Origin of the sequence: Acinetobacter sp. TR3, from assembly GCF_027105055.1 — a bacterium.
Taxonomy (GTDB): domain Bacteria; phylum Pseudomonadota; class Gammaproteobacteria; order Pseudomonadales; family Moraxellaceae; genus Acinetobacter.
Genome location: NZ_CP114264.1, coordinates 2510398 through 2531630, shown reverse-complemented (window position 1 = coordinate 2531630; position 21233 = coordinate 2510398). Strand labels below are relative to the sequence as shown.

Below are 21233 nucleotides of genomic sequence, written 5' to 3'. Positions count from 1 at the left end.
TGCGAGTAGTATAAAGGAGCTGAGCTCATTTCTAAAATCAGCCTCGATGAAGCTAAAATTAGGAAGCTTTGATCATTGAGAAAAAGCTGAAAATATAGATAAATGTAGCAGGGCAGTTGTAAGTAGCAACATTCACTGCTGCAATCACGTCAAACTCTGTTCAATGAACAAAAAATAGCGTTACAATGCAGTGTTATTGTATGACTACAAACAACTCCTCAATTTATATAAATCAAGGAAAGCATAATCCTATGTCACGTCTTGCCACTCGTTTTGAACAGCTTAAATCTCAGCACCGTAAAGCGCTTGTTTCTTATGTTATGGCAGGAGATCCGCATCCACAAGTCACGGTTCCATTGCTTCATCAAATGGTTGAAGCAGGCGTTGATGTAGTTGAGTTGGGTTTGCCATTCTCAGACCCAATGGCGGATGGTCCAGTGATTGCCTTAGCTGCTGAACGTGCTTTAGCAGGTGGATCGAGCACACTCGATGCTTTGAATATGGTGAAAGAATTTCGCGAAAAAGATCAAACGACACCCGTTGTTTTAATGGGGTATTTAAATCCTGTTGAAGTGATTGGTTATGAAAAGTTTGTGGCTTATGCGAAAGAGTGTGGTGTTGATGGTGTACTTTTGGTGGACTTACCGCCTGAAGAATCAAAGCAATTTGGCGATGTCTTAAAACAAAATGAGATGGATCAAATTTTCTTACTCGCACCAACATCAACTGATAAACGTATTCAGCATGTTGTAAATCAAGCCAGTGGCTTTGTTTACTATGTGTCGTTAAAAGGTGTGACAGGTGCAGCAACACTAGATACCTCTGAAGCAGCAGCTCGTATTGCGAAAATTAAGAGCATGACTAACGTTCCTGTTGGAGTTGGTTTTGGGATTAGTGATGCAGCTTCTGCAAAAGCAATGGGTCAAGTTGCTGATGCCGTAATCGTAGGAAGTGCTTTCGTTAAATCTTTTGCGACATTGCCAGCAGACGAAGCTGTGCAACAGACGGTGAATAAAGTGAAGGAGCTTCGAGCCGCGCTCGATGAGTTAGTATGAGTCAAGAATTAACAGCAGGGAAGGTTCTGAGCCCATCAACGCCTTGGACAGAGCGTCAAGTGCCTGGTATTCAAGTTGCGAATGAACAACAAACATTCAAAGCAACATTTACGGAACCAACCATTGAATGTCCTGAATGTCATGCCTTAGTAACACGTACGGCAATGTCATTTAATGCCTACGTATGCCCACAATGCGATGAGCATTTGCGTATGCGCGCACGTGATCGTTTGAATTGGTTCTTTGATCAAGTCAATGCAGAGTTAGGTCAAGAATTTAGTGCGAAAGATCCATTGAAGTTTGTGGATAGCAGACCTTATCCAGAGCGTATGCGTGAAGCACAAGATAAAACTGGTGAAACAGAAGCGTTAGTTGTAATGCAAGGTTCATTAAAAGGTTTGGACTTGGTGGCTTGTGCATTTGAGTTCGACTTTATGGGTGGTTCAATGGGGACCGTTGTTGGTGATCGTTTTATTCAAGCGGCAGAACGAGCAATTCAACTCCATCAACCGTTAATTTGTTTTGCTGCTTCAGGCGGTGCTCGTATGCAAGAAGGCATGTTGTCTTTAATGCAAATGGCGCGTACTTCGGCTGCGATTCAAAAAATGAAAGAAGCTCGTGTTCCATACCTCGTTGTATTGACTCATCCCGTCTATGGAGGTGTAACAGCTTCATTAGCGATGTTAGGTGATGTACATATTGCTGAACCGAAAGCGATGATTGGTTTTGCAGGTAAACGTGTCATTGAACAAACAGTTCGCGAGAAGTTAGAAGAACCATTCCAACGTGCAGAATATTTGCTTGATCATGGTGTGGTCGATCAAATTGTTCATCGTCATGCATTACGTGATACTGTATATAGACTCGTAGCTAAACTGATGAATTTACCTTGAAACTGGACGCACCACATTCTACAGATACATTAACAACATGGCTCGATTATTGGGGCCATGTTCATGTTACAGGCATTGATTTAGGTTTAGAGCGCGTAATTCCCGTTGCTGAAAAGTTGGGAGTTATGCAACCTCAAGCAAAAGTTTTTACTGTGGCAGGAACGAATGGTAAAGGCTCAACAACAACGACACTCGCTGCAATTTTAAATGCACAAGGTTATAAAGTTGGTTTGTATCAATCACCGCATATTTATCGTTTTAATGAGCGGGTAAAACTTGCAGGATTGGAAGTTGATGATCAAAGCTTAGTTGATGCCTTTGTGTTGGTGGATCAAGCTCGCCGAGAATGTGGTTTATCACTCTCTTTCTTTGAAGCAACCACTTTGGCTGCTTTTGTCATTTTTAAGTTAGAACAATGTGATGTTTGGGTGCTTGAGGTTGGTCTTGGTGGTCGCCTTGATGTGGTGAATGTGATTGATCCTGATATTGCTGTAATTACCAATATTGGTTTAGATCACATTGATTGGTTAGGTGATACAGTAGAAAAAATTGCTTTCGAAAAAGCAGGGATTATTCGTCCGAATATTCCAGTGGTATTTGCGGGTCAACAACAATTACCCCAAGCGATTCAAGCTAAAGTAACTGAAACTCAAGCAGAACTATATGCGCTGAATCGAGATTATTTTTATCAACTTAATGACGATGGTCAAACATGGTCATTTGCATCCTCTGGCACAACGTTAAAACTGCCAATCGGTCAGCTTGCATTAGATAATATTTCGACTGCTGTTGCAGCGGTACTGGTGAGTGGTATTGAGGTCTCTCAGGCAGCGATTGCAACAGGTATTCAGCAAGCACGTTTGCAAGGTCGTTTTGAAATACGGCAAATTCAAGACAAAACAGTGATTTTTGATGCTGGACATAATCCACATGGTGTCGAATTTCTATTGAATCAGTTGCGAAAATTCTTAAAATACAATAAACAGTACACAGATGTTGTCGCAGTATTTTCAATGCTGGCAGATAAGGATATTTCATCTGTCACTGATTTACTTAAAACAACCGTAAAAGATTGGTTTATTGCTCCTTTAAATGTACCTAGAGCAGCAGTGTTGTCGCAGTTGCATGATGCATTACAAGGTCAACAAGTACATGAGTACAGCAATATCCAGCAAGCCTTTGAAGATGTGCTGAAGCAAAGTAATAACAATCAGCTGATTTTAGTCTGTGGATCGTTTCATACCTTAGAAGCGGTCTGGGAGTATTTAGAACAATGTCAATGAATAACAAACAGCGCTGGATGGGAGGCGTTGTTCTATTGGGTGGAGGTGTTTTATTGGCAGCATTACTCCTTAAAGGTAATGACGAAATAGGACATGACAAAGCGCAAACGGCAATTACACACCCAATTCCTAAAACAGAACCTAAAACTCAAACAGCTCAATCGACCCAAGAAGGTGAAATGGTTTCATTACAACCATTAGCCGTAGATGTCGAGACAGAAAAAAGATTGCTTGAAGAACAACGCCGTTCTCGTGAGAAAGCCGTTGCTGAACAAGAAGCACGTGCAGCTGATTTTCTAAAAATGCAGCAAGAAGCAGAAGCAGCTGCGGCACGCAAGGCTGCGGAAGAATATGCTGCAATTAATGCACGCCGTACAGCCGAACAGGAAAGCTCTGATAACATTCCTCCAGAGCTTGGCGAAGATGATAAAGCTAAAGCACAACGACTTGTTGAAGAAAAGAAAAAAGCTGAACAACAAAAAGTAGATCAGCAGAAAATGGATACCGAAAAAAAGTTAGTTGAGGATAAACGTAAGGTAGACGCTGAAAAAAAGTTAGCCGAAGAGAAGCGTAAGGCTGAAAGTGAAAAAAAGGCTGAGGAAGATAAACGTAAAGCTGAAGCAGATAAAAAAGCGTTAGAAGAAAAGCGTAAAGCTGAGGCAGATAAGAAAGTTGCCGAAGATAAACGTAAAGCAGAAGCTGATAAAAAAGCGGCTGACGAGAAAAAGCATAAAGTAGAAGCTGATAAAAAAGCGGCTGACGAGAAAAAGCGTAAAGCTGACGCTGAGAAAAAAGCCGAAGCTGAAAAGGCTCGTGATCTCATGGAAAATGGAGATAAAAAGTGGATGGTACAAGTGGCATTGGCTGCCAACCAAGCCAATGCAGATGCAGTTGTATCTAAATTGCGTGCTAAAGGCTATAAGGTTACAACAAGCCCGACTTCAAAAGGAATTCGTATCATGGTTGGGCCATCGAAGGATCGAGATGTTGCAGATGCCGCACGAAAAAAAATTACCTCTGATGAAAGTTTAAATATGAAATCAGCGTGGGTGATTGATTGGGTTCCACTTGATCAGCGATAACAAAAGATAGGCGACGAGATCAAAGCTGGAAAGCGTCTGGTTTTGACCTTGTTACAAGTGTTCTATTTCTGCGGGCAGTGAGTACAATATGAGTAGCGGCTTTAAGATATTAGAACACTTTATATTGTCAGAGGATTCGAGTGTTAGTGCACTTTCTGGCGCGGCTTGTGTGGGAGATGATCTCTACTTGGTTGGAGATGATGTGGGTTACTTACTCAAAACCGATCGAAAAAATAACATCAATCGTGCGACTAATTTTGAAAAAATTCCATTATTTGAACAGCCTAAACATACGACACTAACGGTATTTAGTAAAAAAACTAAACCAGACTTTGAAGCGCTTAGCTGTATTCGCTTTGATGGACAGCCTCAGTTACTAGTGATGGGTTCAGGTTCTACAGAAAATCGAAAAAAAGCATTACTGTATAATCCAGCTGATCATCAGGTTCATGTTCTACTTGATACCTCGGATTATGATTTCTTAGAACATTGTTTGGCGTTGACTGGTGGCGCTGAGCTCAATATAGAAGCAGTTTGTTCAGATCAAAACAATTTATACATTTTTCAACGTGGCAATATTAATCGTTTTCATGGTGTTTTAGTCTTTGATTTAATAAAACTTCAAAATGGAAAATCATTAGAAAGTGCGCTGAAAAATTCATTCAATCTGACATTACCAGAGCTTGAAGGGGCAGCAAGTGGTATTTCTGATGCTTATTTTTTTGTGGAGAAAAATCTAATTATTGCCACCGCTGCTGTTGAGCAAACATTAAATACGTATGATGATGGCGCGGTGCTAGGCAGTTTTATTTTGGTGTTATCGCCAGAGGGAAAAATTTTATATACACATCTGATTCAGGATTTGAAAGGACAAACTCTTGCTATTAAAGTAGAAGGAATTACATGGTTAGAGTCGACATCTGATGGTGAGGTATTTTTATTGGTCACGGATAGCGATGGTGGTGATTCTGAAATTTTTAAAATATTACTTAGCAACTCTGTTTTTACCAATTCTTCAGGTTAGTTCGTATTTCTTAACTTACCATTCAACTTATAAAATTAGGTTTTTTAAAGCCCAATAAAAAATGCATAAAACCCAAAAATTAAAGAAACAAATCTTACACGTCCAACATTTATCTCTCTAAAAATTGAATTTAATCTAAAGCTCATCTCGCAAACTAAATAGGTGCTGGATTCGAAAGTTGTTGTTGAATCCATTTTACATTTTCAGGGGTGAAAAGATGGTCAATATTTTTCCAAATGATATGATAGCCGTATCCTCCTTGTTTCATTTCTTTAACCGCATCTTCAATTGACCAATGCTCAAAAATAATTCGATACATCGCAATTGTGGCACCAGTTCGATCTGAGCCATGATAGCAATGCACTAAGATTTTCTGGTTTTGTTGTTTAGCAGTTTGAATAACACGCATTGCTTCTAACAAGTCTTTACGATTGATTGCCCAAGTATTGATTGGAATGTGTACCAGATTAAAAGGCTGATCTTTTAAAACTTTGGCATCTTTATTTCTAGCTCTCAAATTTATAATCGTATTAATTTGATGAGCTTCAAGGCTTGGGATCAAATCAATATTCGGCTGTTCGCTACGAAAAACATCTGAACTAATTTGATAAAAATTATGGCTGTTAGAAATAAGAGTTCCCCAATTTTGAGGACGTTGGTCTTTTTCTAAACTCGAATGCTGCATACACCCTGAAACATTAAGCGTTGATAAAAGAACAACGGTGGTAAGCACTTTTTTCATATTATTGATAACGATCAAATTCAACAGGATCATGCGCACAAATTAACTCAATACTCGGTTCATGTTGAGCAAGATATTGTAACTGTTTAAGGTTATGTAACCTTTGTCGATTATCTTCTGCCAATAAACGTTCAGTAAGATCTAAGGCTCTCAATTTGTTTTTTGGATTGAGTTCTAAATGGGTGTAATACGCATCGCCACAAAATAAAATCCAGCCTTCAGCTTTTTTAATTGCAATACCACAATGTCCAGCAGTATGACCAATCAATGGAATCATCAATATTTCATCTTGGAAAAAAGGAAGACCTTGGACTTTTTGCAGATTAAACCACGCCTCACCATCTGTATGTTCGGCAAAATTCCAATGGCGATGTTGTTTAAATTGTTCTGTTTTATAGCGGAGCTTTCCTTTAGCAGAGAGCGATTGCGTTGCATTAAACTCAGAAGCTAAAATATGCACGGTTGCATTAGGAAAATCTGAGATACCACCTGCATGATCAAAATCAAGATGTGTGACAAAGATATGTTGCACATCTTCAGGGCGTAAACCTAATTTTTGAATTTGTTCGATGGCACTTAATTTGAGATTGGGCACAATCGAACCAAATTGAGTCAGTAATGAACCTAGACGTTGTTCAGTGTGCAAATAGTCCTGTGTACCTAAGCCTGTATCAATTAAAACCAGACCTCGATCAGTTTCAATAAGTAGGCAATGACAAACTAGATGTGCTTTCCAGCCTTTCTGTCCAAATAGGGGCGCACAAACAGGGCAGAAGCTTCCGCAATGGAGATGATGGATGTTATAGATCATCGTGATTGTTATTCTATTTTGAAGATAATTATTTTTATAACGTATTGATGTGAAAATACCAAGATTAAAAATCCCCTAAATTTGATTGAATCTAAGGGATCGTTTCAATACGACGTACTTCGTTTGTCTTGTGCTGTGATTGAAGTCTTTAGTCGGCTTCAATCTTTTAACTCACAGCATCGCTGTTCGACTTGCGTTCGTAACGAGCGTTGCTTGTTTTTGTACGGCGCACTTCGTTTGTCTTGCGCTGCGTTTGAAGCCTTTAGTCGGCTTCAATCTTTTAACGCACAGCATTGCTGTTCGACTTGCGTTCGTAACGAGCGTTGCTTGTTTTTGTACGGCGCACTTCGTTTGTCTTGCGCTGCGCTTGAAGCCTTTAGTCGGCTTCAATCTTTTAACTCACAGCATAGCTGTTTCGACTTGCGTTCGTAACGAGCGTTGCTCGTTTGATCCTCACTCAGGTTGTGGTGTTAGGCGTAAATAAGGTTTCACTGCGGTATAGCCTTGAGGAAAGCGTTGTTTGATTTCATCTTCATCTTTTAATGAAGGCACAATTACAACATCTTCACCATGTTGCCAATTGGCAGGTGTTGCCACTTTATGTTTATCCGTTAGCTGCAATGAATCAACAACACGCAGTACTTCATTAAAGTTACGACCTGTTGACGCAGGGTAGGTAATAATTAAGCGGACTTTTTTATTGGGGTCAATGATCACCAACGAACGTACTGTTAAGGTTTCACTGGCATTTGGATGAATGAAGCCGTACAACTCAGAAACTTTACGGTCTTTATCGGCAATAATTGGGAAATTAACGGTAGTATTTTGTGTTTCATTAATATCTTGAATCCAGCTTTTATGAGATTCAGCATCATCAACGGAAAGTGCAATTGCCTTTACGCCACGCTTTGCAAATTCATCTTTCAGTTTAGCGGTAAAACCAAGCTCAGTGGTACAAACTGGGGTGAAATCTGCTGGATGTGAAAATAAAATCCCCCAATCACTGTCTAAAAATTCATAAAAATCAATAGAGCCATCACTTGAGTCTTGTTGGAAATTGGGGGCAATGTCGCCTAAACGAAGTGTCATGATTCATCCTCAATATATTCTTAATGTTTTCTGTGTATATTCAATATGCAGGAATCACGTTATAAATAAAATTATTGTTTTTTCATTTTGTTATGAAGATTTAAGATAATAGAATGAAGTGAAGCTAAAAAATTGATCATAAATTCACATGTAAAGCCGTGTAAGTTAAATGCAAATTTGCTACATTAACGCTGCTTAGTTGTGTGATGTCAGAGTCGCCTCGCAGTTTTTTTACCTGTTTGGATGCAAAGCCCTTGTAGTTCTTATTTCTGACTCCATAATAACACCTAAGAAAAAATTACTTATTTAAACAAACAGGATTAGAGAGTTTATTCATGTTGGCAAGTCTGATCGGAGGTATCTTCGGTACAAAAAATGAGCGCGAGCTCAAACGCATGCGTAAAATTGTTGAACAAATTAATGCGCTTGAACCGACGATATCTGCTCTTAGCGATGCAGACCTCTCTGCAAAAACTCCAGAATTCAAACAGCGTTTTAATAACGGTGAAAGTTTAGATAAATTGATGCCTGAAGCCTTTGCGGTTTGCCGTGAAGCAGCGAAACGTGTCATGGGTATGCGTCACTATGATGTGCAGTTGATCGGTGGTATTACCTTACACGAAGGTAAAATTGCTGAGATGCGTACAGGTGAGGGTAAAACCCTCATGGGTACTTTAGCATGTTATTTGAATGCATTGAGTGGTCAAGGCGTTCACGTGATTACGGTGAATGATTACTTGGCACAACGTGATGCTGAGCTGAATCGTCCGTTATTTGAATTTTTAGGTCTGAGCATTGGTGTGATTTATTCAATGCAAATGCCAGCCGAAAAAGCTGAAGCTTATTTCGCCGATATTACTTACGGTACTAACAACGAATTTGGTTTCGATTATCTTCGTGACAATATGGTATTTTCTCTACAAGAGAAAAAACAACGTGGTTTAAGCTACGCGATTATTGATGAAGTTGACTCAATTTTAATTGATGAAGCACGTACACCACTCATCATTTCTGGACAAAGTGAAGATTCATCTCATCTTTATCAGCTGATTAACAGTATCCCTCCAACATTACGCCCACAGAAAGAAGAAAAAGTAGCTGATGGTGGGCATTTCTGGGTAGATGAGAAACAACGTTCAGTTGAAATGACGGAAGTCGGTTACGAGACTGTTGAACAAGAATTAATTCGTATGGGATTGTTGGCTGAAGGTGAAAGCCTTTATTCAGCAACCAACTTGAATTTGGTTCACCATGTGACTGCTGCAATTCGCGCGCATTACTTATATCAAAAGAACGTACATTATATTATTGGCGTAAATCCACAGACTCAAAAAGAAGAAGTCATTATTGTGGATGAAAGTACTGGTCGTACTATGCCAGGTCGTCGTTGGTCTGAAGGTCTGCACCAAGCGGTTGAAGCCAAAGAAAACATGGAAATTCAACCAGAAAACCAGACATTGGCAACCACAACATTCCAAAACTATTTCCGTCTGTATAAAAAGCTTTCAGGGATGACAGGTACTGCTGATACTGAAGCTGCGGAAATGAAAGAAATTTATGGCTTAGATGTGGTGTTAATTCCAACCCATCGTCCGATGGTACGTCAAGATCATAACGATTTAATTTATTTGAATCGTAATGGTAAATACAATGCCATCATTGAAGAGATCAGCAATATTCGTCAGAAAGGTGTTGCACCTATTTTGATTGGTACTGCGACGATTGAAGCCAGTGAAATTTTATCTTCAAAATTGCTGCAAGCAGGCATCCATCATGAAGTTTTAAACGCAAAACAACATGAGCGTGAAGCAGATATTATTGCACAAGCTGGTAGCCCAAATGCTGTCACGATTGCAACCAATATGGCGGGTCGTGGTACGGATATTTTGCTCGGTGGTAACTGGAAAGCGAAACTTGCCAAAATTGAAAATCCAACATCTGAAGATGAAACTCGTTTACAGGCGCAGTGGGAAAAAGACCACGAAGATGTTTTAAGTTCTGGTGGTTTACATATCATCGGTTCTGAACGTCATGAATCACGCCGTATTGATAACCAGCTTCGTGGTCGTGCAGGTCGTCAAGGTGACCCAGGTGTATCACGCTTCTATTTATCACTTGAAGATGATTTGATGCGTATCTTTGCGGGTGATCGTGTGGTTGCCATGATGCGTGCAATGGGCCTACAAGAAAATGAAGCCATTGAACATAAAATGGTGAGCCGCTCGATTGAAAATGCACAACGTAAAGTTGAGGCACGTAACTTTGATATTCGTAAAAACTTATTGAAGTACGATGATGTCAATAACGAACAACGTAAGATTATTTATACTCAACGTGATGAAGTCTTGGCAGAAAGTACCTTACAAGACTATATCGAAGAAATGCATCATGAAGTTATTAAAGGGGTGATTGCTAACTTTATCCCACCTGAATCAATTCATGATCAATGGGATATTCAAGGTCTAGAAAATGCACTACGTACAGATCTAGGTATTGAGCTTCCTGTTCAGCAATGGCTTGATCAAGATCGTCGTTTAGACGAGGAAGGCTTGGTCGCACGTATTTCTGATGAAGTAATTGCACGTTATCGTCAACGCCGTGAGCAAATGGGTGATGAGTCTGCTGCAATGCTTGAACGTCACTTTATGTTGAACTCACTTGATCGTCATTGGAAAGATCATTTAGCTGCGATGGATTATCTACGTCAAGGCATCCATTTACGTGGTTATGCTCAGAAAAATCCTGAGCAAGAGTATAAGAAAGAAGCGTTTAATTTGTTCGTGAACATGTTGGGTATTATTAAATCAGATGTTGTAACTGATCTATCCCGAGTTCACGTACCAACAGCAGAAGAGTTGGCTGAATTAGAAGCTCAGCAACAACGTCAAGCTGAATCTATGCGTCTTTCTTTTGAACATGATGATGTTGATGGTTTAACTGGTGAAGTGACGATTTCTGAAGAGAGTGGTAGCTTATCTGGAAATGCAGTATTTCCAGTACCAGAAAGCCGTAATGCGCCATGTCCATGTGGTTCAGGTTTAAAATATAAACAATGCCACGGTAAGATTTAAAATTTTGACTTAGTTTATATTCAAATGAAAGGCAGAGCATTCGCTCTGCTTTTTTACGAGAAGTAACTTGTGTCTAGAGCAACTTTGTAGTTTTATTATGAGAATTATCCTCCTTGATTGGATTCGCATTAAAAGCGGGAAGACAATGAAAAAGCCATTACAACTTTTAATTTTAGCGAGTGCTGCATTATCTGGCGTTGCACTTGCAGACAACGTTCCTCAAACGACTACGGTCGATAAAGTTCTTGCAGCAAAAGGAGCGACTACTGCTGAAGCTCAAGTGAAACGTGAAGTGACTACCGTCATTAGTCCACGCACAGGTATTCGCTATACTTTAGGTGATACAGGTAATCGCCCAATTGTGTTGCAAACAACGGCAATTGCCCCTGCAAATTCTGCCAATATCAATCGTATCGTGGCATCAAATCCAGCATTGTCGGCAAGAAGCCAAGAAAAAGCCAAAGTTGCGCTGATTGGCGAAGCTGCGGTACAAACAGCCAGTGTTCAAGCACCTAAATAAATATTTAATATCAAAAAAAAGAGATGCTTAGCATCTCTTTTTTTATGTAAAAATCTGATTATAAAAAACTTGGAAGTAGAATTAAGCCAATAATAATACCGAATAAGAGCCATTTAGAAACATAGTACAAGCGGCGATTACGCTCTTTTAATCCACGACCATAATGGTGAACTGCATAACCATATTTAAAGATACGGTTAATGAACCCCGTTTTATCTTGATCATCATTGGGTGAGCTTGCAGCAGACATGACATTGCGTCCAAACCAATGATTTATTTTCTGCGCCCAACCCCATTTCATCGGGCGTTCAATATCACAGAACAGGATGATACGAGTTTCATCAGTTTGATTATGTGCCCAATGGACATAAGTTTCATCAAAAACAGTTGCTTCGCCATCTCTCCAAGAATAACGCTCTTGATCGACTTCAATAAAGCAATCATCGCTATTCGGGGTGACTAAACCTAAGTGGTAGCGGACAGAACCCGCATAAGGGTCACGATGTTTACCAAGATAACTCCCAGATGGTAGTTCAGTAAACATGGCTGCTTTTACTGAAGGAATACTTTCCAACAGAGCGACTGTTTTAGGGCAGAGTTGTTGTGCTGATGGGTGGCTATCTTGATACCATTTCAGATAAAAGCGTTTCCAGCCACGTTTAAAAAAAGTATTAAAACCAGCATCATTATTTTTTTCTGAAGCTTTAATTTGATTTTGAAGTTGGATCGCTTCTTCTCGAATCACTTGCCAGTTATCTTGTAATGGTTTCAGTTCTGGGAACTGTGCCACATCAAAGAACGGTTGGTTTGGCAGTTTAGAGAAACCAGTCATAAACATGTTAACTGGTGCTAGGAATGTAGAATGGTCGAATAATTGTCGAGATGCTTTTAATCGTTCCTTGCCACGATAATAAGTGTATAGGAAGCTGACCAAAAATACGGCAACGATAATCACTGCGTACATAAATACAGTCGTCTAAAAAATAGGAGGGAGCTATTTTAGCATAAAAAATATTTTGCAGAATGTTGTTAGACCAAGTGTAAAAGGCTTGGGATTGCCCGATAAATGGTTTTCGGATGATTAATTAAGTAAATCATCCGAGAATAAGAGGTGTGATTAAATTTGGTTATTTACATCATCATTTTTGGTTTCACGAATCAGTAAAAATGCAATCAAAGATAAAATTGACGCTAAACTAAGATATAAGCCTACAGCGCCTAGACCATAACTTTCTGCAAGTTTAGTGGCGATATATGGTGCAAAGGATGCGCCAAAAATACCCGCTAAATTAAAAGTTAATGCTGAACCCGTATAACGGACTGAGATTGGAAAAATCTCTGAAAGCACGGTTCCAATAGGCCCATAGGTGAGCCCCATAATCGAGAGTCCGATACATAAGAACAAGAAGACCAATATCGGGCTACCCGAACCAAGCAATGGAGCGAAGCATAAGCCAAATAGTGCTGATAATACGCAGACAGCGATTGATGTAGTTTTACGTCCAAACTTCTCTGCTAAGATTGCTGAGACAGGAATAAAGGCTGCAAAACATAAGGTTGCAACCAGTTGTAGTTGCAAAAACTCACCTCGTGTATAGCCTAATTGAGTTGTTCCCCATGTTAGAGCGAATACTGTCGTGAGATAAAACACCACAAAAGTACAGATTGCCGCAATCGTACCGAGAATTAACATCGGTAGATGCTTGGTCATGACTTCTTTAAATGGCACATTGACTTCTTTTTGCTTATTTAGCACCTTTTGAAAGGCTGGTGTTTCATGCAGTTTCAAACGAATGTAGAGACCAACAAGAACCAATACAGCACTGGAAATAAATGGAATACGCCATCCCCAAGCCATAAAATCTTGCTCGGACATAAAGGCATTCAGTAATAGAAATGAGCCTGTTGCAAGGATAAAGCCAATAGGGGCTCCTAATTGTGGAAACATGCCATACCAAGCACGTTTGCCTTCAGGGGCATTCTCAGTGGCAAGTAAAACAGCACCACTCCATTCACCACCCAGACCTAAACCTTGCCCTAAACGACATAAGGCGAGCAGTAGTGGTGCTGCAAGTCCAATTTGTGCATAGGTTGGCAATAGCCCAATACACACGGTTGAAATTCCCATGGTGAGTAGGGCTGCAACCAATGTTGCTTTACGCCCAATTCGATCACCTAAATGCCCAAAAATTGCTGCACCAATTGGACGAGCAATAAAGGCGATGGCAAAAGTTGCCAGTGATTTGAGTACCGCAGCGCTATCGCTACTTTCAGGGAAAAAGAGATGTGGAAAAATCAGTACAGCGGCAGTGGCATAGATATAAAAGTCGAAAAACTCAATCGTAGTGCCCACAAGGCTGGCAAATAATACCCGTACTTTTGAGTTGCTAGCCACTGTTGTAGTGACTGTCGTAGTACTTGACGACATACATAACCTTAATTTTATTTATTCAAGATGCAGAGCGATCACGACCTTGAAAAGCCCTTTCAAATGCGGGGTTTACTTAACAAACCTGATGTGATGTATTACCTTATAATACATAACAATAGATCGCTAAAAAGTGTAAACCTGCCCCTAATAGCACAAAAACATGCCAAATTGCGTGGGTATATCTTACCTTTTTTAACGCATAAAACAATGTGCCGACAGTGTAGGCGAGTCCACCTGCAATCAAGAGTTGTACCGCATCTTTAGAGAGATAACGTTGCATATCATCCATGACCAAAACCGCTAGCCATCCCATCAAGAGATAAGCTGCCAATGAAACTTTTTGAAAGCGATGAATAAAAACGAGCTTAAATAGCGTGCCAATCAGTGCAATTATCCATAATGCAATCAGTAAATAGTGGGCCTTAGTTGTTGGAATTGCGATACTGAGAAAGGGGGTATATGTCCCTGCAATCAGATAATAAATTGCAGTATGGTCCAGTTTTTTATACCAATAGCGTTTACGCTCATCTTGAGCAAAATGATAAATCATTGAGCTACTCAGTAATAAGACTAAGCTAAAACCATATACCCATAAACTGCACCATTGTCCTAAAGGCAGGTGTTGACCTTTAATAATGAGTAAGATAGAAGCAATCAGTGCTAATACAGCTCCAATACCATGACTATAGGCGTTGATGAGTTCTTCTTTCGGGTCATAGCTCAACAAGGTATTTACGGTCATCAGATTTATTGTTTGCATAAAAATACAACTGTATCGTAATGCAATTTCCCTTTTAAAGTAAGACGCTTTAAAATTTAGTTTCTATTTGTCAGGTTTTCATTATGTTTGCGCCGAAATTTTCTTTTGAACAAGAACAGCAGTTTTTCTTGGATATCCAGCAATCTATTGAAAAATAAAAGCTTTGATCGGCTGATACTCAGTCAATACAAAGGTGAATTGACAGAATTAGAAAAGATGACTTTTCGGGTGATTGAATTGCAAGGACAGGCAACACTCTCTTGTTTGTACCATTATACGACCCAAGATATTACCAAAAATTATACCATTGCGGAGGGCTTGGAAAAAATTGCCGAGCTTTTGCAATTGTCTAAGCAAGCCAATTTATTTAGCTTAGATCAAGATATTCAGCTCAAGAAGAATAAAAAGAAAGCCATGTTGAATCGCCAAAAAAAGCAAGCCACAACACTTAAAGTTGAACAGCAACAACATGATCGTGAAAAGCAACGTTATGTACAGCAGCACAGTCCATTTTTAAAACATTTGGGTATCGCTGATGAAAAAGGGCAGATTGTCCCAAGTATGGCGCGGAAATGGAAACAGATTAATAAATTTATTGAAATTTTTTCGCATGCGTATGAGCAGATTGATGCATCACAACAAGAATTGAATATTGTCGATTTTGGTTCAGGTAAAGGCTATTTAACCTTTGCGTTGTATGATTATTTACAAGCACAACAGAAAACACCGTTGATTACGGGAGTTGAATTACGTTCAAACTTGGTTGAGTTCTGCCAAAATGTTGCCGATCAGGTAGGCTTTAATCATCTCGATTTCTTTGAAGGTGATGTACGTAGCTATCAGCCTGAGAAATTGGATGTGATGATTGCACTACATGCATGTGATATCGCCACGGATTTTGCGATTCATACGGGTATTCGCCTCAATGCATCCATGATTATGTGTGCGCCATGTTGTCATAAAGAGCTGCGTCCCCAATTGCACAGCCCAGAAGTATTACAGCCGATGCTGCAATTTGGTATCCATGCAGGGCAACAAGCGGAAATGTTGACCGATACCTTACGTGCTTTATTACTGAAAGCGTATGGCTATGAAACCAAAGTCTTTGAGTTTGTGGCTTTGGAGCATACCAGTAAAAATAAAATGATTTTGGCGACCAAACGTAAAGAACTTCAGCAACCAGATCCTCAGATCATGCAGCAAATCCAAGCTTTAAAAGCGATGTATGGCATTGAAAAACAAAGTCTAGAATTATTGTTGCAAGATCAAATGCCGATCGAAAATTTGGGCTGTAAGTGTTAATCGACTCTGAGAATAAGATGTATCACTTTAAACAGGGACGTTGGGATCAATGACAGCAAGATGCCAAATTGATCCGAACACAGGTTTTTATTGTTGAACAACAGATTCCTGAAGCAGAGGAATGGGATGATCACGATGCCATTTCACAACATTTTGTGATTTATGATCAAGATCAGCCGATTGCCACAGCACGTTTGTTGCAGAATCACAGTGTAGGGCGAGTGGCTGTTGTTAAAGCCTATCGGGGGCAAGGCATTGGACGAATGATCATGCTAGAGATTATTGCCTATGCACAACAACAGGCTCGACCTCATCTGCGACTTTCCTCACAAATCCATGCAGTTTCATTTTATCAACAGCTTGGTTTTATCGTGCAAGGTGATGAATATGATGAGTGCGGAATTCCGCATATTGAAATGACGATGAATCTAAATACTTTATAAATGAAAATCGTGTTGAGAGGGCTTATCTATGGAGTGTGATCAAGATGATGTAAGCCCATATTCTGATGCTACTTTTGTTGCTTATCCTCAATAACTTCTGATGCAGCAGAAGCATGTTCATGTTGAGCAAGCTCTTTCTCTTGTTGGGCTTTACGTTGCGCACCCGGCATATAATCAGGCTCTTGAGACATCGCTAGATAGAAAAAGCTGAGAAAAATCGTACTTAGTACACCGACAATGATGACAAACTTCCATCCTAATACCGTTTCTTCATTTGAGTTTTTTTGTGGTGATGGTTGGTTGCTCATAATAAATTCCAAAAATTAAAATTTTAAGGTTGTAGCATTAATCAATAAAATTAATAAAACCTTAAATATTATATGGCTTTCTGATTCATTTGAGTGGCGTTTATCCATTTATATTTTGACTGAATTAAAAGCATGGATTTACAAAAGTCAGTGCTTTGAATTCCATCTAAGATAAAAAATCACAGAAAGTAAATGATTTGATCAAGTGGGTGGGAAAGCCAAGTCTTAAATTTGGGTCATTCAAGACTTGGTTGTTACTTTATTTAAAGATTTTTCCAATCTTCAATTGCTTTTAAGCCGGTTTCGATCCCGACATCATAGCTATAGCGGATTTTTGCTTTATTTTTAGAAAGTCGACCAGCCATGTTTTTAAAATCAGGGGGGCAAACTTCAAGGATTTTTTGTCCTGATGCTGAACGTGCAAATTGTACAGAATCATTGTAACGTTGAGTTCTTGAAAGTAAGCTTTTTGCAAAACCACGCTTTTGTTGAAACATATATTTAGCGAGTAACTGATCACCTTTGCTGCTAGCTTTATAATAATTTTGAGGACGTGTTCGCAGTACCATGAGTTTTGAAACATCATGTTGTTGAGCTGCCCAATGTACGGGTAGGGCATCTGCAACACCACCATCAAAATAGGGTTCACCAAATACGTCAACTGCTTGACGTGTCAAAACTGGAATCGAACTAGATGCTCTTAATCCATCTAGAATATTGTCTTTAGATGCCTTGATATAAGTAGCTTCGCCTGAAATCGCATGGGTGAGCACCATATAAAATTCAGGATGATTTTCAAATAGATGTGTCTGATTTAAAGGATATTCTTTTTCAACTACATCCCACATCCATTTTAAATCCAGTAAATCGCCACCTTTAAAGAAACGACCATATTGAATAAATTCAGAACGAAGTGAGTGGTCTAAATAAATTTGCAAAGTACGACCTTGCTGAGCAGCTAAGTAATTTGCGACATTGGTTGAACCAGAAGAAACACCAACACAAAGGTCAAAAGGATTAAATTGTTGCTGTAAAAATGCATCTAAGACACCGCTGGTAAATGCACCACGCATTCCACCACCTTCAACAACCAGTGCCTGACGATTTTGGTGAAGCATTGAAAATCTCGAATAACATGATAAATCCCTGTTTAACACGGATTCATCATGATCGACAATAATATTTTAGTGATGATGTTCATGCTCAGCATGCATTGTTTCGGTTGTCATTGATGACTCTGACATTTCAGATTGAGCTGCTGCTTTCTTCTGATTCATTGGCATATAATCTGGTTCGTTATTCATTGCCAAGTAAAAAATCACCATAAAAAGAAAACTTAAAATACATGTGATAATGAGTGCTTTCCACCCCCAAGGAGAGGTTTCTGGACAGAGTTTTTCAGACATACGATTTTTCCTAAAGAGAGAAAATAAATAGCCTTATAACATAACAGTATAATCCACTCCGTGTGCAGATGTTAATAAGCAAATTAAAAATCGACTTTTGTCGAATATGGATTGCATTATGAGATTGTTAAAATAGGAAGAGTATTCAATCTAATGAAGACAGATTCTTTCAAGGTAGATAAGAAGCTGAGCAGTATCAGGATAATGGTCTACTTTGAAGGTCATAACAAGATTGATGAAAAACAAAATATGATGGAGAAAAAAATGATTTTGGATTCAACAGATACGGATGTTTTTGCAGCTGTTACACAATTTTATGTACGTTTAAGACGAGTAACGGGGCGTGTGGTTGATGTTCTTTATATGGTAGAAAATCAAGAGTATGCTCAGCACCTAATTGATTATGCAAAAACAGTTGATGATACCGAACTGCAAAGTCATGTAAATCATTTAACACGGTCTTTTAATATCGTGAAAGCGCCTGTTGCCGCAGCGGAACAACCTAAAAAAGTGGTCGAAAGACCTGAGCCTCAAAGAGTTTGGTTCTTAGGTTAAACCTTAATTTTTAAAAGTCTAAAATAAATATTCCTCCCTCTTTGATCAAAGAGGGAGGAAATACAAACAGCTTAGTGTAAAAGCGTCATACTATTTAAATATTTCACCTGATTCAGCATGTTTTCTAAGTAATGCGGGTGCTATAAAGCGTTCTCCGTATTTAGCAGCTAATTCTTCTGAACGCTTTAGAGATTGCTTAACGCCGTTTTGGTTGAGGAACTGAATCGCTCCACCTGTCCACGGCGCAAAACCGATTCCGAAAATCGAGCCGACATTGGCATCAATGACAGACTCCAAAACACCTTCCTCATAGCAGCGTAAGGTATCGAGTGCTTGAACAAACAAGAAACGATCAATCATATCTTGTTCAGGAATCTGATTGTCTTTGCTCCAACGGCTGAGTCCATCCCATAAATGTTTTTTGCCATTTTCTGGGTAGTCGTAGAAGCCTGCACCTGCTGCTTTACCTTTACGATTCAGCTCGTGAATCATGGTGTGAACCACTTCATCTACAGGGGTTTTTGGTAAGTCGTTCCCTTCAGCTTGTAGCGCTTTGCGGGTTTCGCTTGCAACATGCTCAGTGAGAGTTAAAGAAACCTCATCCTGAATCGCAAGAGGCCCCACAGGCATACCTGCTTTGAGCGCTGCCATTTCGATTTTCGCTGGATGAACACCTTCGGCAAGAAGACGCATACCTTCTTGAATGAACGTACCAAAGACACGGCTGGTAAAGAAGCCACGGCTATCATTGACAACAATTGGAGTCTTGGCAATTTGCTGAACAAAGTCATAGGCTTTAGCCAATGTTTCAGCAGAAGTCTCTTTACCTTTGATGATTTCTACCAATTGCATTTTGTCTACAGGGCTAAAGAAATGTAGGCCAATAAAGTTCTTGGTATCTTTACTTGCAGTTGCCAAACCTGTGATTGGTAAAGTTGAGGTATTTGAAGCAAAAATACCACCTTCAACTAAATATTGTTCAGCTTCTTGAGTCACTTTAGCTTTGAGTTCTTGATTCTCAAATACTGCTTCAATGATTAAGTCACAGCCTTGCAAATCTGCCGCATCCGCTGTTGCAGTAATCATTGCTAACACTTGATCGCGTTTTTCCGCTGACATACGACCTTGTGAAACACGCTTATCAAGAAGTTTTTGTGAATAAGCTTTGCCTTTTTCTGCATTTTCTACAGACACATCTTTGAGTACGACAGGAATGCCTTTGATTGCGGTTGAGTAGGCAATCCCTGCACCCATCATGCCTGCACCCAGCACTCCGACTTTGGTGGCTTGCCATTTTGCAACATCAGCAGGGCGGCTGGCACCTGATTTAATAGCATTGAGACCATGCCAGAATGTACCGATCATGTTCTTCGACACTTGACCGACAGTCAGTTGTGTAAAGTAACGTGATTCAATACGAAGCGCGGTATCTACATCAACTTGAGCACCTTCAACCGCAGCCGCCATGATTGCTTCAGGGGCAGGGTAGCAACCTTTTGTTTTGTCACGTAGCATTGCAGGAGCAATCGCCAGCACTTGTGCCACCGCAGGAGTGCTTGGACTGCCACCCGGGATTTTGTAGCCTTTCACATCAAATGGTTGCTGTGATTTTGGATTAGCTTTCACCCAAGCAATTGCTTTTTCTAACAGCTCTTGTTCATTCTCAGCCGTGTCATGAACTAAGCCAAGAGATTTTGCTTTATCGACACCCAATTGCTTACCTTCCATGAGAAAAGGAAATGCATTTTGTAAGCCGAGCAGACGCACCATACGGACGATACCACCACCACCAGGAAGTAGTCCTAAAGTCACTTCAGGTAAACCAAATTTAGTTTTTGGATCGTTGATGGCAATACGATAATGACAACCTAAAGCGATTTCCCAGCCACCGCCAAGCGCAGTACCGTTTAAAGCTGCAACAACAGGTACACCTAAAGTTTCGATTGTACGTAAGTCACCTTTGAGTTTTTCAATCATCTTGAAAAATTCAGTGGCATGTTCAGGTTGCACTTGAATCAGTTCATCCAAGTCACCACCAGCGAAGAAGGTTTTCTTCGCAGAACGGAAAATAATGCCTTTTAGATCAGTTTCAGCTTTCAGCTTTTGGCTGATTTCATTGAGTGAGTCACGAAATTCTGCATTCATGGTATTTGCAGATTGACCCGATGAATCAAGGGTAAGAATTACAATATTGTCAGCGTTTTTTTCGTATTTAATAGCGCTCATACATCATCGTCCAATATTTTATGAGCTTAATCGTAAGTGACCTGCATAAGTAAATATAAGCATCGCAGCGTCTTGTTAAGCTCTCATCTAGTTTTAGGATAAACCTTCGGTTCGACCTACTTTTGTTTCGTCAAAAGTAGGCAAAACCATTGTCATTCGCAAAACCTGTTCAATTCTTTCATTTATACAATTTATCGCAGAAACAATATATTGTAGATACTATGCAGGTTGC

Annotated in this window: 19 protein-coding genes and 1 pseudogene; 10 read left to right on the top strand and 10 right to left on the bottom strand. The window is 39.7% G+C overall.

All coding sequences use genetic code 11. From position 1 onward, the window contains the following. Positions 1–251 precede the first annotated feature (251 nt). The 5 genes from trpA (at position 252) to O1449_RS11945 (ending at position 5337) form a co-directional block, all read left to right on the top strand. The gene (gene trpA / locus O1449_RS11965) at positions 252–1055 is read left to right on the top strand and encodes a tryptophan synthase subunit alpha (protein ID WP_087547066.1); all 804 of its coding nucleotides are present in this window, start codon (positions 252–254) and stop codon (positions 1053–1055) included. Beyond that, positions 1052–1948 (top strand): acetyl-CoA carboxylase, carboxyltransferase subunit beta, encoded by an 897-nt coding sequence (gene accD, locus O1449_RS11960; protein WP_087535690.1) that lies wholly within the window; start codon positions 1052–1054, stop codon positions 1946–1948. Before trpA ends, accD begins: the two co-directional genes overlap by 4 nt. Further along, positions 1945–3231 (top strand): bifunctional tetrahydrofolate synthase/dihydrofolate synthase, encoded by a 1287-nt coding sequence (gene folC / locus O1449_RS11955; protein WP_269238435.1) that lies wholly within the window; start codon positions 1945–1947, stop codon positions 3229–3231. Before accD ends, folC begins: the two co-directional genes overlap by 4 nt. Continuing rightward, a complete protein-coding gene (locus tag O1449_RS11950; protein ID WP_269238434.1) occupies positions 3222–4313 on the top strand; it encodes an SPOR domain-containing protein in 1092 nt (363 codons plus the stop codon). Before folC ends, O1449_RS11950 begins: the two co-directional genes overlap by 10 nt. Before the next feature lie 88 nt (positions 4314–4401). Beyond that, on the top strand, positions 4402–5337 hold the full coding sequence (locus O1449_RS11945; protein WP_269238433.1) for a DUF6929 family protein: 936 nt from the start codon (positions 4402–4404) through the stop codon (positions 5335–5337). Positions 5338–5491: 154 nt separating this feature from the next. On the opposite strand, the gene O1449_RS11940 is transcribed toward O1449_RS11945, so the two are convergent. The 3 genes from O1449_RS11940 to O1449_RS11930 form a co-directional block, all read right to left on the bottom strand. Next, complete coding sequence (locus O1449_RS11940) at positions 5492–6079, bottom strand: dual specificity protein phosphatase family protein (protein WP_269238432.1); 588 nt, start codon at positions 6077–6079, stop codon at positions 5492–5494. 1 nt (position 6080) lies between these two features. Next, positions 6081–6890 carry an MBL fold metallo-hydrolase gene (locus O1449_RS11935; protein ID WP_269228623.1) on the bottom strand — a complete coding sequence of 270 codons (810 nt, stop codon included), beginning with the start codon at positions 6888–6890 and terminating at the stop codon, positions 6081–6083. A 453-nt stretch (positions 6891–7343) separates the two neighbouring features. Continuing rightward, on the bottom strand, positions 7344–7979 hold the full coding sequence (locus tag O1449_RS11930) for a peroxiredoxin (protein WP_269238431.1): 636 nt from the start codon (positions 7977–7979) through the stop codon (positions 7344–7346). A 335-nt stretch (positions 7980–8314) separates the two neighbouring features. Here O1449_RS11930 and secA point away from each other — a divergent pair, with 335 nt between their 5' ends. Together secA and O1449_RS11920 are read left to right on the top strand one after the other, a co-directional pair. Beyond that, entirely contained in the window at positions 8315–11050 is a 2736-nt protein-coding gene (gene secA, locus O1449_RS11925; protein ID WP_269238430.1) for a preprotein translocase subunit SecA, read from the top strand. 145 nt (positions 11051–11195) lie between these two features. Next, complete coding sequence (locus O1449_RS11920; RefSeq protein WP_269238429.1) at positions 11196–11570, top strand: hypothetical protein; 375 nt, start codon at positions 11196–11198, stop codon at positions 11568–11570. A gap of 58 nt (positions 11571–11628) precedes the next feature. Here O1449_RS11920 and lpxO read toward each other — a convergent pair whose 3' ends face one another. From lpxO to trhA, 3 genes are all read right to left on the bottom strand, one after another. Continuing rightward, positions 11629–12534: a lipid A hydroxylase LpxO gene (lpxO, locus tag O1449_RS11915; protein ID WP_269228619.1), complete on the bottom strand. Its 906-nt coding sequence runs from the start codon at positions 12532–12534 to the stop codon at positions 11629–11631. 153 nt (positions 12535–12687) lie between these two features. Then, the gene (locus O1449_RS11910; RefSeq protein WP_269238428.1) at positions 12688–13998 is read right to left on the bottom strand and encodes an MFS transporter; all 1311 of its coding nucleotides are present in this window, start codon (positions 13996–13998) and stop codon (positions 12688–12690) included. 103 nt (positions 13999–14101) lie between these two features. Further along, positions 14102–14743, bottom strand: a complete 642-nt coding sequence (gene trhA / locus O1449_RS11905) for a PAQR family membrane homeostasis protein TrhA (RefSeq protein WP_269239712.1) — start codon at positions 14741–14743, stop codon at positions 14102–14104. 101 nt (positions 14744–14844) lie between these two features. Here trhA and O1449_RS11900 point away from each other — a divergent pair. Next, positions 14845–16063, top strand: a pseudogene (locus O1449_RS11900) (class I SAM-dependent methyltransferase). 68 nt (positions 16064–16131) lie between these two features. After that, positions 16132–16506 (top strand): GNAT family N-acetyltransferase, encoded by a 375-nt coding sequence (locus tag O1449_RS11895; RefSeq protein ID WP_269238427.1) that lies wholly within the window; start codon positions 16132–16134, stop codon positions 16504–16506. 68 nt (positions 16507–16574) lie between these two features. Here the strand turns inward: O1449_RS11895 and O1449_RS11890 are convergent, their stop codons facing one another. The 3 genes from O1449_RS11890 to O1449_RS11880 form a co-directional block, all read right to left on the bottom strand. After that, entirely contained in the window at positions 16575–16814 is a 240-nt protein-coding gene (locus O1449_RS11890; protein ID WP_269228616.1) for a hypothetical protein, read from the bottom strand. Between the two features lie 263 nt (positions 16815–17077). Next, positions 17078–17932, bottom strand: coding sequence for a patatin-like phospholipase family protein (locus tag O1449_RS11885; protein WP_269238426.1), 855 nt, complete (start codon positions 17930–17932; stop codon positions 17078–17080). 66 nt (positions 17933–17998) lie between these two features. After that, complete coding sequence (locus O1449_RS11880; protein ID WP_004664735.1) at positions 17999–18220, bottom strand: hypothetical protein; 222 nt, start codon at positions 18218–18220, stop codon at positions 17999–18001. A gap of 204 nt (positions 18221–18424) precedes the next feature. On the opposite strand from O1449_RS11880, the gene O1449_RS11875 reads away from it, so the two are divergent. Beyond that, complete coding sequence (locus O1449_RS11875) at positions 18425–18775, top strand: hypothetical protein (protein WP_269228614.1); 351 nt, start codon at positions 18425–18427, stop codon at positions 18773–18775. A gap of 90 nt (positions 18776–18865) precedes the next feature. Here O1449_RS11875 and O1449_RS11870 read toward each other — a convergent pair whose 3' ends face one another. Next, positions 18866–21001 carry a 3-hydroxyacyl-CoA dehydrogenase NAD-binding domain-containing protein gene (locus O1449_RS11870; protein WP_269238425.1) on the bottom strand — a complete coding sequence of 712 codons (2136 nt, stop codon included), beginning with the start codon at positions 20999–21001 and terminating at the stop codon, positions 18866–18868. Between the last annotated feature and the right edge of the window lie 232 nt (positions 21002–21233).